Annotated in this window: 12 protein-coding genes; 11 read left to right on the plus strand and 1 reads right to left on the minus strand. The window is 62.3% G+C overall.

What is annotated here, in order from left to right:
- Positions 1–3: 3 nt before the first annotated feature.
- The 5 genes from EI983_RS01780 to EI983_RS01800 are packed head-to-tail and all read left to right on the plus strand — an operon-like array spanning position 4 to position 4,052.
- Positions 4–246 carry an acetyl-CoA carboxylase gene (locus EI983_RS01780; RefSeq protein ID WP_157705574.1) on the plus strand — a complete coding sequence of 81 codons (243 nt, stop codon included), beginning with the start codon at positions 4–6 and terminating at the stop codon, positions 244–246.
- A 10-nt stretch (positions 247–256) separates the two neighbouring features.
- Positions 257–1,621 (plus strand): acetyl-CoA carboxylase biotin carboxylase subunit, encoded by a 1,365-nt coding sequence (locus tag EI983_RS01785; RefSeq protein WP_157705575.1) that lies wholly within the window; start codon positions 257–259, stop codon positions 1,619–1,621.
- 19 nt (positions 1,622–1,640) lie between these two features.
- On the plus strand, positions 1,641–2,516 hold the full coding sequence (locus EI983_RS01790; RefSeq protein ID WP_157705576.1) for a 5-oxoprolinase subunit B family protein: 876 nt from the start codon (positions 1,641–1,643) through the stop codon (positions 2,514–2,516).
- On the plus strand, positions 2,506–3,477 hold the full coding sequence (locus EI983_RS01795) for a 5-oxoprolinase subunit C family protein (protein WP_157705577.1): 972 nt from the start codon (positions 2,506–2,508) through the stop codon (positions 3,475–3,477). The genes EI983_RS01790 and EI983_RS01795 overlap by 11 nt, the downstream gene beginning before the upstream one ends.
- 17 nt (positions 3,478–3,494) lie before the next feature.
- Complete coding sequence (locus tag EI983_RS01800) at positions 3,495–4,052, plus strand: biotin transporter BioY (RefSeq protein ID WP_157705578.1); 558 nt, start codon at positions 3,495–3,497, stop codon at positions 4,050–4,052.
- Here the strand turns inward: EI983_RS01800 and EI983_RS01805 are convergent.
- On the minus strand, positions 4,049–5,005 hold the full coding sequence (locus EI983_RS01805; RefSeq protein WP_157705579.1) for an AraC-like ligand-binding domain-containing protein: 957 nt from the start codon (positions 5,003–5,005) through the stop codon (positions 4,049–4,051). The two genes, EI983_RS01800 and EI983_RS01805, sit on opposite strands and share 4 nt — an antisense overlap.
- 176 nt (positions 5,006–5,181) lie before the next feature.
- Here EI983_RS01805 and capB point away from each other — a divergent pair, with 176 nt between their 5' ends.
- The 6 genes from capB to EI983_RS01835 are packed head-to-tail and all read left to right on the plus strand — an operon-like array spanning position 5,182 to position 12,581.
- Positions 5,182–6,975, plus strand: a complete 1,794-nt coding sequence (gene capB / locus EI983_RS01810) for a caprolactamase subunit beta (RefSeq protein ID WP_157705580.1) — start codon at positions 5,182–5,184, stop codon at positions 6,973–6,975.
- A 54-nt stretch (positions 6,976–7,029) separates the two neighbouring features.
- Positions 7,030–9,111, plus strand: coding sequence for a caprolactamase subunit alpha (gene capA, locus EI983_RS01815; protein WP_157705581.1), 2,082 nt, complete (start codon positions 7,030–7,032; stop codon positions 9,109–9,111).
- A gap of 9 nt (positions 9,112–9,120) precedes the next feature.
- Positions 9,121–9,873 carry an ABC transporter ATP-binding protein gene (locus tag EI983_RS01820; protein ID WP_157705582.1) on the plus strand — a complete coding sequence of 251 codons (753 nt, stop codon included), beginning with the start codon at positions 9,121–9,123 and terminating at the stop codon, positions 9,871–9,873.
- On the plus strand, positions 9,870–10,592 hold the full coding sequence (locus tag EI983_RS01825; protein ID WP_157705583.1) for an ABC transporter ATP-binding protein: 723 nt from the start codon (positions 9,870–9,872) through the stop codon (positions 10,590–10,592). The genes EI983_RS01820 and EI983_RS01825 overlap by 4 nt, the downstream gene beginning before the upstream one ends.
- Positions 10,593–10,596: 4 nt before the next feature.
- Positions 10,597–11,511 carry a branched-chain amino acid ABC transporter permease gene (locus EI983_RS01830; RefSeq protein ID WP_157705584.1) on the plus strand — a complete coding sequence of 305 codons (915 nt, stop codon included), beginning with the start codon at positions 10,597–10,599 and terminating at the stop codon, positions 11,509–11,511.
- Positions 11,511–12,581, plus strand: coding sequence for a branched-chain amino acid ABC transporter permease (locus tag EI983_RS01835; protein ID WP_157705585.1), 1,071 nt, complete (start codon positions 11,511–11,513; stop codon positions 12,579–12,581). The genes EI983_RS01830 and EI983_RS01835 overlap by 1 nt, the downstream gene beginning before the upstream one ends.
- The last annotated feature ends 50 nt before the right edge of the window (positions 12,582–12,631 follow it).

Genomic DNA, 12,631 nt, shown 5'->3' on the forward strand with positions numbered 1-12,631 from the left:
GCCATGGCTACCGAAGAGATCAAATCGCCCCTGCCCGGGGTTTTCTATCGCCGCCCCTCGCCGGACGATCCGCCGTACAAAGACGTCGGGGACAGCGTCGCCCCAGGCGATGTGATCGGGCTGATCGAGGTGATGAAAAGCTTTCACGAGGTCAAGGCCGACAAGGCGGGCAAGATCACGCGCTTCGTGCTGGAAAACGAAGATGCGGTGATGGCCGGTCAGACGCTTGCCGAGATCGAGGTCTGAGGGGGCGCTTATGCCGATCCGGTCGCTCTTCATAGCCAACCGAGGCGAGATCGCCGTGCGCATCATCCGCGCGGCGCGCGAGCTGGGGATCGAGACGATCCAGGCGTATTCGGACGCCGACGAAAGCTCGCTGGCCGTGCAGATCGCGGACCGCGCTGTGAATGTCGGCCCGCCGCATGCGACGAAATCCTATCTCAGGGTGGACGGTATGGTGCAGGCGGCCAGGGACGCGGGCGCGGATGCGGTGCATCCCGGCTATGGGTTTTTGGCCGAGAATGCGGAGTTTGCCGACGCCGTTGTGGCCGCGGGAATGACATTTGTCGGGCCCGACGGCGATATGATCCGCATGATGGGCGACAAGGTCAGCGCCCGGCAGGCGGCCATTCGGGCGGGCGTGCCGGTGGTGCCCGGCAGCGAAGGGCGGATTGACGACCCCGACGCGGCGCGCGCGCTGGCCGAGGAGATCGGGTTTCCGGTGATGATCAAGGCCGCGGCGGGCGGTGGCGGGCGCGGTATTCGCATCGCCGACGACATGGCTGCGTTCGAGGCCGAACTGCCCAAGGCGCGGGCCGAGGCCGAGGCGGCCTTTGGCGATGGCGGGCTCTATATCGAGAAGGTCATCGGGCAGGCACGGCATATCGAGGTGCAGGTGCTGGGCGACGGCGAAAATGTCGTGCATTGCTATGAACGCGAATGCTCCTTGCAGCGGCGGCGGCAGAAGGTGTGGGAAGAGGCGCCGGCGGCCTGTCTGAACGATGCCGTGCGCGCCAAGCTGTGCGACAGCGCCGTGGCGCTCGCCAAGGCGGTCAACTATCAGGGCGCGGGCACGGTTGAATATCTCTATGACGATGCGACCGAGGAATTCTATTTCATCGAGATGAACACCCGCATCCAGGTCGAGCATCCCTGCTCGGAATGGATCACGGGGCTTGATCTTGTGGCCGAAATGATCCGCATCGCGGGCGGCGGCAAGCTGCGCCATGCGCAATCCGATATCGAAGCGCGCGGTCATGCCATTGAGGTGCGGCTCAATGCCGAGGATCCGGCGAATAACTTCATGCCCTTCCCGGGCCTTGTGGGTGACTTGCGCCTGCCCGGCGGGCCGGGCGTGCGGTTCGATTCAATGCTCTATTCGGGCTACGCGATCCCGCCGTTCTACGACTCGCTGCTGGGCAAGCTCATTGTCTGGGCCGAGACCCGCGACGAGGCGATCACGAGGCTCGATTCCGCTCTGAGCGAGCTGACCATCGAGGGCGTCAAGACGACCGCCCCGCTCTTTCGTGCGCTGGCGGCCGACGCCACCGTCCGCGAGGGAGACTTTCACACGAAATGGCTTGAGGGCTGGCTGACAGACAATGCCGCCCGGCTGACCTGACCGATAGGAGAGGCACACCATGAAGACAAGATATTCATTTGGCGGGGACGAGCACATCTTCGTCGAAGTGGACGAGGAAATGTCGCTCGACGCGTTTTTCAAAAGCCTGTCGATGACCAATGCCGTGCGCGAGAGCCAGATCAGGGGCGTGACCGAGGTCTGCCCGGCGAACGCGTCGTTTCAGGTGAAGTTTGACCCGGATGTGATCCATCCCGACGATATGCTGAAGGAAATCCAGTCGCTTGAGGCGGCCGCGGAAAAGGCGGATTCGGTGATCAAGACGCGGATCGTGGAAATCCCCGTCTATTATCAGGACCCGTGGACCCATGAGACGCTGATGCGCTTCCGCGAGAGGCACCAGGACCCCAACAGCACGGATATCGAATATGCCGCGTCGATCAACGGATATGGCAGCGTCGATGATTTCATCAAGGCGCATTCCGGCTCGCCGTGGTTCGTCTCGATGGTGGGCTTTGTGGCGGGTCTGCCCTTCCTCTATCAGATGGTGGACCGGCCCCGGCAGATCGAGGTGCCCAAATACCTGCGCCCGCGCACGGATACGCCCAAGCTGACCGTGGGCTATGGCGGGTGTTTCTCCTGCATCTATTCGGTGCGTGGCGCGGGGGGCTATCAGATGTTCGGCGTGACGCCGATGCCGATCTACGACCCGCAGCAGGAGATCAGCTATCTGCGCGAGTTCATGTGCTTCTTCAACCCGGGCGATATCGTCAAATGGAAGCCGATCAACCGCGATGAATATGACGCGGCGGTTGAGGACGTGGATGCGGGCCGCTTCATGCCGCGCATGGCGGATGTGACCTTCGATCTTGAGAAATTCAACGCGGACAATGACGGCTATAACGCCAAGCTGGAGGAGGCACTCAATGGGCATTAAGGTACATAATCCCGGGCTGGCCACCACGATTCAGGATTTGGGGCGTCCCGGTTATTTTCACCTCGGCATTCCGATCTCGGGCGCGATGGACCGCTTTGCGATGCGCGCCGCCAACATGCTCGTGGGCAATGATGAAGGTGCTGCCGGGCTTGAGGCGGTGTTCATGGGGCCGGAGCTGGAGTTCACGTCGGACGCGACCGTGGCCGTGACCGGGGCCGATATTCCGATCAAGCTGGATGGCGAGGAACAGCCTGGCTGGTCGTCGATTGCGGTCAAGGCCGGGCAGGTTCTGAGCTTTGATTTCTTGCGGGCAGGCGCGCGGGCCTATATCGCCGTCTCGGGCGGGATCACGGTGCCGGAATATCTCGGCAGCCGCTCGACCTATGCCATCGGGGCGCTGGGCGGCTTCGAAGGCCGGGCAATTGCGGCGGGCGATGAGCTGCCCACGGGCGACGATGCCGGGCCGGGCGGCGGCCGCACGGTGCCGGTGGAGTTACGGCGCGGCCCGGGCAACCCGGCAGAGCTGCGGGTGCTTCCGGGGCTTTACTGGCACCGGATCACGGAGACCGCCCAAAAGAACTTCTTTGATGATGAATGGAAGGTCGCCCCCGAGGCAGACCGCATGGGTTATCGGTTCCGCGGCGGACGGCATCTGGATTTTGTCGAGCGGGAACAACCGTTTGGCGCAGGATCGGACCCGTCGAACATCGTCGATGGCTGCTATTCCTACGGCTCTATTCAGGTGCCGGGCGGGACCGAGCCCATTGTGCTGCACCGCGATGCGGTGTCGGGCGGCGGGTACTTCATGCTCGGCACGGTGATCTCGGCCGATATGGACCTCATCGGGCAGTTGCAGCCCAACACGCCGTCCAAATTTGTGCGGGTGGATATGGACACGGCCCTGCAGGCGCGGCGCGACAGGCATGGCCTGCTCGACAAGCTGCGCGCGGCGCTGGACTGAACAAAGGGAGAGATAACATGACGACACTTGCAAACACGGCGATCCCGGGGCTGAACACCTCCCTCGCGCGCCAGGCGATCACGGTCCTGCTCGGCGCTGCGCTCCTGACCATCTCGGCCAAGGTTCAGGTGCCGTTCTGGCCCGTGCCGATGACCTTGCAGACGCTGGCCGTCCTGCTGATCGGGGCCGCCCTCGGCTGGCGTCTGGCCGGGGCCACAGTCCTGACATACCTGGCGCAGGGGGCCATGGGCCTGCCCGTTTTCGCCTCCGGTGCGGGTCTGGCCTATATGGCCGGGCCGACAGGCGGGTATCTGGCGGGGTTCCTGCTGGGCGCGGTTGCCGTGGGCTGGCTCTGTGAGAGGGGCATGGGCCGGAGTGTTGGTACGACCCTCATCGCCTTTGGTGCAGGTCTTGGCCTCATCTACGGGCTGGGCGTGCTGTGGCTGACCGCTTTCATGGGGCTGGGCAAGGCGATCGCGGTGGGTGTGACGCCCTTCCTGCCCGCTGAAGCGCTCAAACTGGCGCTGGCCTGTATCCTGCTGCCTGCCGCCTGGAAACTGGTGAAACGCCTCTAGCCCCTGGTCCGGGCCTGCTGGCGGAAGTCCTTGGGGGAGACACCGACATGCCTGCGAAACGCACGCGAGAACTGCGTCTGGTCGGAGAACCCGTGAGCATAGGCGATCTCGGCGATGGTGCGCTGGTTGGCGGGGTCTTTCAGGGCTTGCTGGCAGGCCGAGATGCGCTGATCCCTGATCCACTGGCTGACGGTCTGGTTGGTGTCGCGAAAAATCTCGTGCATGTACCGCACGGAAATACCGCAGGCCGCCGCGATCTGTTCCGGCGCAAGGTCGGGATCCGACAGGCGCGCGCGGATGGCTTGTTCGATCCGCGTCAGATGCGCCACCCGCACCGCCGAGCGACCAGAGGTGAGCGTGCGCGCGTCGTTTTCCACCGCGAGCACCAGAAGATCGATCAACTGACTGCCGACGGTGGCGCGCGCCTCTTCGTTCAGGCTTTCCACCCGCGAGGGGATATGCGCCAGCATATCGGCAAAAAGCCCGCCCGCCCCGTTGCCTGCATCAAACTGCATCGAGCAGAAGCGGCCCGGTGCGCGCAGCCGCCCGCCCAGAACCTTGTCGGAAACCTTGAGCACCCAGAGGCTATTTTCCTCTGCGTGGGAAAATTCATAGGGCTCATGGCTGCGTTCCAGAATGAAACCGCCCGGGTTACAGGTCACATCCTTACCGCTCTGGGAAAAGAACACCTCGGATCGGGCGGGAACGGTAATCAGATACTCCTCGTCCTGCGCGGCCCGCATGTGCTTGGGCAGGCGCCGGTAGCTCAGCGGTTTGGACACCAGCCGCGACAGCGACAGCGCGCCGAGGGTCCAGCTTTTCAGCTCGCCTTCGAAGCGCTCGGAATCCTTGAAGCTGAGATCCAGCGGGAAGTAGGTATTCGCAATCGTCTCGTGCCAGTGCCGCGAGCGGCTGGCGGGTGTGATGCCCTTGGTGGTGACGATACGATCCATCTTTCTCCCTTTGCACCGAGCCTAGGGCAGGGCGCGCGCTCTGGCAAATGTAACCGTCCCCTATGCGCTGAGCGTCAAGTTTTTGCGCGCTCGGTGCCAAGACCGCCTGGCAGGATGCCTTCTAAGCTCGTCCGATCAACGATGCGCCACGGCGTGCGAATGGGAGGAATGCATTCATGACGGCCAAGTCAAAGAAGAAGCCCGTAAAGTCAAAGAAGAAGGTCAAGGTGGACCCGATCACCCTGTCGGTGGTGCGCGGGGTGCTGGAGACAACGCAGCGGGAGATGACGCTGTCGCTGGAGAAAACCGCGCGGTCGAGCGTGTTCAATCTCGCGCATGACTATTCCACGTCACTGTTCAATCACACGCCCGAGATGATCCTGCAGGGGCAGGACATCCCCATTCACCTCGGCTCTCTGATCCCGGCCATGAAGGCGACGGCGGCCTATTTCGGGGATGACGTGCATGAGGGCGATCTGATCCTGCAGAACGACCCGACCTATGGCGGCGGGCACTCGATCGACACCTGCATGTACAAGCCCGTGTTCTGGGAAGGCGAGCTGGTCTTCTGGACCGTGTGCAAAGGCCACCTGACGGATATCGGCGGGCCGGTGCCTGCGGGCTATAACCCCGACGCCAAAGAGATTTACGCCGAGGGTCTGCGTATCCCGCCGATCAAGATCTGGGACAAGGGTGTGCCGCGCAAGGACATCCTGAACATGCTTCTGACAAACATGCGCGCGCGACGCGATCAGGAAGGCGATTTCAACGCCCTGATCGGGGCCTGCCAGGTGGGCGAGCGCAACCTGCTGGCGCTGATCGAGAAATACGGGTTGGAACAGGTGCAGGCCTGTATCGACGAGCTTCTGGACATGGCCGAGAAGCAGATGCGCAGCCTGATCAAATCCGTGCCCAACGGCACCTATGAAGGCACCGCCGTGCTGGAGGATGCGGGCCACGGGTTTGGCGATATGGACATCAACGCCAAGGTCACGATCAAGGGCGACAATTGTCATATCGAGATTAATTCGCCGCCGCAGGTGCCCTATTTCATCAACTCCTACGAGGGCAATTCCTATTCGGGCGTGTACCTGGGCCTGATGATGTTCGCGCAGCTTCCGCCGCCTTATAACGAGGGGCTGTATCGCTGTGTGACGGTGGATATGGGGCCGCATGGCACGCTGTGTAATGCCAAGGAACCCGCCCCGCATATGAACTGTACCACCACGCCGATGGAAACACTCACGGACGCCGTTCGGCTGGCCTTCGAACAGGCGGTGCCCTCGAAAGTGGCCGCCTCCTGGGGCCATGCCAACGGGCTGAACATCGCCGGGTGGGACAAGCGCCATGACGAGGAATACGTGACCATGGTGCTGGCCACGATCATTTCGGGCGCGGGTGCCACGCCGCAACAGGATGGCTGGCATGCCTGCGGGCCGGAATGCTGCTTTGGCGCGCTGACCTCGGGTGATGTTGAGCTGCTGGAATATTCCTATCCGATCATCATCCACAATTATTCGCTGATGACCGACAGTGGCGGTGCCGGCAAGTATCGTGGCGGGTCGGGCACGGCCTGGAAGGTCGAGCCGATGAACGATGACATGACCTTCATCATGTTCGGCGAGGGCCGCCGCATTCCGGCCATGGGGGCGGCAGGCGCGGAAAGCACCATGATCCCGCCCAAAGTCGGCAGCATGGACATTTACCGCGATGGCGAGGTCAAGACGCTGCGCGACAACGTCATTGACGTGATCAAGCCCGGTGAATGGGTGATGAACCGCAACCCCGGCGGGGGCGGCTATGGGAACCCGATGGAACGCGCCATCGACAAGGTGGTGTGGGACGTCAAGAACAACCTGGTGTCAATCAAGGGAGCAAAGGAGGATTACGGCGTCGTCTTCAAGGATGAAGAGACATTGGAGGTGGACATGAAGGCCACGGAGAAGCTGCGCAAGAAGAGCGCGGCCTGAGGCTCATGATCCAAACGCAATCCAACATATTCATCCGAGAAAGAGAGATAACCCATGCGTACTGAATACAGACTTGGCATCGACGCCGGCGGCACCTTCACCGATTTCGTTCTGGCCGACAAATCCGGCAAGGTGAAACTCTACAAGGCGCTCAGCACCCCAGCTGACCCGACACTGGCGATCAAGAACGGCCTGGCGCTGATGTCCGAAGATACCGGCATGAGCGCAGAAGAGATCGTTTCGAAATGTGACCTCTGCATCAACGGCACCACGGTGGGCCTGAACGCGCTTATCCAGCACAAGGGCGGCAAGACCGGCCTGATCTGCACCAAGGGCCATGAGGACAGTATCGAGATCCGTCTTGGCCACAAGGAAGACGGCTATCGTTATGACCCGGAATATCCGCCCGCGGTCATGCTGGTGCCGCGCTATCTGCGCTGCGGCGTGGACGAGCGGGTGCTGTCAAATGGCGATGTGCGCACGCCAATGAACGAGGACGACGTGCGCGCGGCCTGCGAGCTGTTCCTGAAGGAGGGTGTCGAGACCGTGGCGATCAGCTTTGTCTGGTCGGTGCTGGAGCCCTCGCACGAGCGCCGCGCGGCCGAGATCGTGCGGGAAATGATGCCCGATGCGATCCTGACCGTGGGGTCCGAACTGTACCCGCAGGTGCGCGAATATACCCGCACCTCGACGGCGGTGACGAACGCCTATCTGGCCCCGATCATGAAGAAATACGTGGATGCGGTGGATGCCTATTTCCGCAAGCTGGGCGCGCGTTATCCGGTGCGTTACTTCCAGTCCAATGGCGGGCTGGCCATCGGTCAGGCGATGACGGACCGGTCGGTCTATGCGATCAACTCCGGGCCTGCCTCGGCCCCGACAGCGGGTCTGGCCGTGGCCGCGCCTTTCAAGGAAAAGAACGTGATCACCTGCGATATGGGGGGTACGTCCTTTGACATCACGCTGACCAAGGGCGGGGTGACCAACCTCAACAAGAATATCGACTTTCTGCGCTATCGGATCGGTGTGCCGATGATCCAGGTGGAAACCCTGGGCGCGGGTGGCGGCTCGATCGGCTGGATTGACGAGATGGGCCTGTTGCAGATGGGCCCGCAATCGGCCGGCGCCGATCCGGGGCCTGCCTGTTACGATCAGGGTGGCGAACATCCCACCGTGTCGGACGCAAACCTGGTGCTGGGCTATCTCAACCCGGACGGGTTGGTGGGGGGTCGCCTGCCGCTTGATGCCAAGAAGGCGCGCCAGGCGATCAAGACACATGTCGCCGACCCGCTGGGCATCTCGCCCGAAAAGGCCGCCTATGGCATGTACACAATCGTCAACAACAACATGGTCAACGGCATTCGCCGCGTGTCGGTGGAACGTGGCTATGACCCGCGCGACTTCGTGCTTGTCGGGGCAGGCGGGGCCACGGCGGCGCATATCACTGCCATCGCCGAGGAGATGGGGATCGGGACGATCATCCTGCCCAAGCTGGCCTCGGGGCTCTGCGCCTATGGTCAGATCATCTCGGACGTGAAGTACAACTACATGGCCACCGCGCCGCTGAGGCTCGACAATGCCAAGGCCTATGCCCAGATCAACAAACTCTACAAGCAGATCGAGAAACAGGGCCGCGACCATCTGAAAAAGGACGGGTTCAAGGCCGGGCAGATCCGCGCCGAACGCTCCATCGAGATGCGCTATGTGGGCCAGGTGCACGAATGCACGGTCGAGATTGGCAATTTCGAGATCAACTCGAAAACCGTCGATCAGGTGATCGAAGCCTTCCACGCCCGTCACGAGCAGCTCTACACCTATTCGGAGCGTCACAACACGATCGAAGTGGTGAATATCGAAAGCACGCTCTACGGCGCGGTGGATAAGCCCAAACAGGCCAAGATCGGCAAGGGGGCCTCGCCCGACAAGGCGATGAAAGGCCACCGCAAAGCGATCTTTGACGCCTCGGGCAAGGCCGGGAAAACACCGGTCTACGATGGCGGAATGCTGGGCGCCGGGGCCACGATCAAGGGGCCTGCCGTGATCGAGGAAGAGACCACAACCATCGTCGTGATCCCCGGCTGGAGCGCCAAGCTCGATGCCAGCGGGTCTTACGTGATCACCAGAAAGAAGCGCTGAGGAGGGGCCATGTCACATCTTTTGCAGGCACAGAATGTCTCGGTCTCGTTTGACGGGCTGCATGCGCTGTCAAACGTCAACCTTGATATTCCGCCTGCGAAAGTGTCGGGGCTGATCGGGCCCAATGGCGCGGGCAAGACGACGCTGGTCAATGTGCTGACCGGGTTTCAGGCGCCGACACAAGGAACGGTCCGTCATGACGGGCAGGATGTGTCGGGCATGCCCGCGCACAAGCTGCGCCGCCTTGGTGTGGCGCGGACGTTCCAGGGCGGGCGGCTGTTCAAGGAGCTCAGCGTTCTCGACAATCTGGAAGTGACGGGCGTGGGTCTTGGCCTCAGCCGCCGGGCCGCGGCGGCGCGGGCGGTGGAAATGCTCGACTGGGTCGGGATCACGCCACTGATGCAGCTTACGGCCGGGTCGCTTCCCTACACCGACGAGCGACGCGTCGGCATTGCCCGCGCGCTGATGCTGGAGCCGAAGTTCCTGCTGCTGGATGAACCGGCGGCCGGCATGTCGGCGCATGAGGCGGATGAGCTTTCCGAGCTGATCGGGCGGATCGTGGCCGAGATCGGCTGTGGCGTCCTGCTGATCGAGCACAATATCGGGCTGGTGTTGAAAACCTGCGCACATATCCATGTGCTCGATTCAGGCGAGATGATCGACGAGGGCGACCCCGCGCATATCAAATCCAGCGAGAAGGTGCTGCACGCCTATATGGGCACGCAGGCCGATATCGAAGGCGATGTGGAGGCGGCGCTATGAGCCTGCTCAACGTTGACAATATCACCGTGCGCTATGGCCGCCTGACGGCGTTGCGCAATTTCAGCCTGAGCATGGAGCAGGGCGAGACGCTGTTTGTTACCGGACCAAACGGCGCGGGCAAATCAACCCTGCTCAAGGCGATTGCGGGCGTTGTGGCTCCGGCGGAGGGCCGTATCGGCTTTCAGGGGCAGAAGGTGGACGGCAACCCACCGGAAAACATCGCGCGGCTAGGCCTGTCGATGGTGCCCGAAGGACGGCATGTTTTTGGCGCGCTCAGCATTGAGGAAAACCTGATCCTCGGGGCCGGTATGCGCAAGAACCCCGCCCAGGCCAAAAAGACGCTGGCAGAGGTCTATGAGATGTTCCCGGTGCTGGCCGAGCGCAAGGACAGTCATGCGGGCGTGCTTTCGGGCGGGCAGCAGCAGATGCTGGTGATCGGCCGTGCGCTGATGACCGAGCCGCAACTGGTGGCGATTGACGAGCCGTCGCTGGGCCTTGCCCCAAAGATCATTGACCAGGTGTACGAGACCCTCACGCGGCTGCGTGACGAGCGGGGGCTGAGCCTGCTGATTGTCGAGCAATCCACCACCCGCGCCGTCATGGCAGGCGGACGCATGGTGATGCTGCGCTCGGGCGAGAAGGTGCTGGAAGGCGATGCGCGTGAGTTGTCGAAGGGCGACGCGCTCAACGCCGCCTATTTCGGATTTGAGGAGCATTGAGACGATGACAGCGACCCTTCAAATCCTCTTCGATGCGCTCAGCGTGGGGAGCATCTATGCCCTCGGCGCACTGGGCATCGCGCTGATCTTTGGCGTGATGCGCCTCGTCAACTTTGCCCATGGCGACTACATCGCGTTTTGCGTTTTCGTCATGCTCTGGCCTTCGCTGGATGTGGTCAGCATCGTCTTTCTGGGCAAACTGCCGTGGTATCTCCTGATCCCGGTGATCCTCGCCGTAGGGGCGGGCCTCTCGATCCTGTCCGAGATTCTTGTGTTCCGGCGGCTGAGAAATGCCAATCCGGCGACGATGATGATCGCGTCCTTCGCCTTGGGTTTTGTGATCCATCACGTCCTGCTGATGTTCTATTCCAGCCGTCCCAAAGCCATCAACCTGTGGTCCAACCTGTCGCTGCCGGTCGAGATCGCGGGCGCGCGCATTCCGCTTTTGCAGGTGATCACCATCATCATGACGATCGTGATCCTGCTGGCGCTGGTGGCCTTCCTGCGGCGCACGCAGTTCGGTGTTGAGATGCGCGCGGCGGCAGAAGATTTCACCATGGCCCGTATCCTGGGGGTCAAGGCGAACCGGGTGATCCTGGCGGCGTTCGGCGTATCCGGTGCGCTGGCGGGATGTATCGCGCTGATCCTCGCCACGCAGACCGGGGTCGCGGATATCAACATGGGTCTTCCGGTGATGCTGGTGGCGTTCGTGGCCACGGTCATTGGCGGGCTGGGGAGCCTGCATGGCGCGGTGATCGCCGGATTCCTGATTGGCGGCGTGTCGGTTCTGTTGCAGGTCTTCCTGCCGCTTGAAGCGCGGCCTTTCCGCGATGCGTTCGTCTATTCGGCGGTTATTGCCAGCCTGCTCTGGCGGCCGCAGGGCCTGTTTGCGCCCAAATCCTCGAAGGAGCGGGTGTGATGAGCCAGACCAAACACCCCTCCGTTCTGGCCCAGACCTTCCCGACGCCGGTAATCCTGATCGGTCTTCTGCTGGTCATTGCCGGGCTGACCTCGGGTTTCGGCTCCAACATCTTCGGCCGCACGATCACCGAGATGTTCATATCGGTGACGCTGGTGGTGGGCATGTTCACCTTCATCGGCAATTCCGGCGTGATCAGCTTTGGGCATGCGGGGTTCATGTGTATCGGGGCCTATGCCTCGGCCTGGCTGACGATCCCGCCGATGATGAAGAAAGTGCTGTTGCCCGGCCTCACGCCGATGCTGGCCAATGCGGAGTTCGCGCTGATCCTTTCACTGATCGTTTCGGCCCTTTTTGCCGGGCTGATCGCCTTTGTGGTCGGGGCGATCCTGATGCGTCTTTCGGGGATTGCGGCATCGATTGCCACCTTTGCCATGCTGGCCGTGATCAACACGATCTATGCCAACTGGGGGCCTGTGACCGGCGGGACAAGCTCGGTCGTGGGCATCCCGGCGAAGACGGGTGTCTGGCTGTCTTTCGGCGGAGCCACGGCAGCGATTGTCCTGGCATATCTCTATGGCATCTCGCGCTCGGGCCTGGCCTTGCGCGCTGGGCGTGACGAACACGTGGCCGCCGCGGCTTCGGGCGTGAATATCTACCGTGAGCGGCTGATCGCTTTCACGCTTTCCGGAGTGATCTGCGGGATGGCCGGTGTGCTTTATGCGCATTTCCTCGGCGTGGTGAACCCGGATGCCTTCTATCTGGGTGTGACGTTCATTTCGCTGTCGATGCTGGTGGTGGGCGGCATGAGCTCATTGTCGGGGGCGGTGATCGGCGTGGTGCTCATCTCTACCATCATCCAGCTCCTGCGCTGGGGGGAAAAAGGCATATCCGTTGGCGAAGGCACCATCTCTCTGCCCAACGGCATTCAGGAGATCGTCATCGGTATCGTGATGATCGTCATTTTGATGTTCCGCCCATCGGGCCTGATCGGCGCGCGAGAGTTGACGTGGCGCAGAAGCAGGCCTTCGACGGGCCGATCCACCGGCGGGGTGCCAGACCAGACCTGACCCCGCCAAAACGCAACCAAGACCAACAACAAACGATAACTCGGAGGTAC

The sequence above is a fragment of the Roseovarius faecimaris genome (assembly GCF_009762325.1).
In the GTDB taxonomy this organism is placed as follows: domain Bacteria; phylum Pseudomonadota; class Alphaproteobacteria; order Rhodobacterales; family Rhodobacteraceae; genus Roseovarius; species Roseovarius faecimaris.

Coding starts and splice junctions, on each gene's coding strand:
- EI983_RS01780 (WP_157705574.1), top strand. CDS start 4: ATGGCTACCGAAGAGATCAAATCGCCCCTGCCCGGGGTTTTCTATCGC.
- EI983_RS01785 (WP_157705575.1), top strand. CDS start 257: ATGCCGATCCGGTCGCTCTTCATAGCCAACCGAGGCGAGATCGCCGTG.
- EI983_RS01790 (WP_157705576.1), top strand. CDS start 1,641: ATGAAGACAAGATATTCATTTGGCGGGGACGAGCACATCTTCGTCGAA.
- EI983_RS01795 (WP_157705577.1), top strand. CDS start 2,506: ATGGGCATTAAGGTACATAATCCCGGGCTGGCCACCACGATTCAGGAT.
- EI983_RS01800 (WP_157705578.1), top strand. CDS start 3,495: ATGACGACACTTGCAAACACGGCGATCCCGGGGCTGAACACCTCCCTC.
- EI983_RS01805 (WP_157705579.1), bottom strand. CDS start 5,005: ATGGATCGTATCGTCACCACCAAGGGCATCACACCCGCCAGCCGCTCG.
- capB (WP_157705580.1), top strand. CDS start 5,182: ATGACGGCCAAGTCAAAGAAGAAGCCCGTAAAGTCAAAGAAGAAGGTC.
- capA (WP_157705581.1), top strand. CDS start 7,030: ATGCGTACTGAATACAGACTTGGCATCGACGCCGGCGGCACCTTCACC.
- EI983_RS01820 (WP_157705582.1), top strand. CDS start 9,121: ATGTCACATCTTTTGCAGGCACAGAATGTCTCGGTCTCGTTTGACGGG.
- EI983_RS01825 (WP_157705583.1), top strand. CDS start 9,870: ATGAGCCTGCTCAACGTTGACAATATCACCGTGCGCTATGGCCGCCTG.
- EI983_RS01830 (WP_157705584.1), top strand. CDS start 10,597: ATGACAGCGACCCTTCAAATCCTCTTCGATGCGCTCAGCGTGGGGAGC.
- EI983_RS01835 (WP_157705585.1), top strand. CDS start 11,511: ATGAGCCAGACCAAACACCCCTCCGTTCTGGCCCAGACCTTCCCGACG.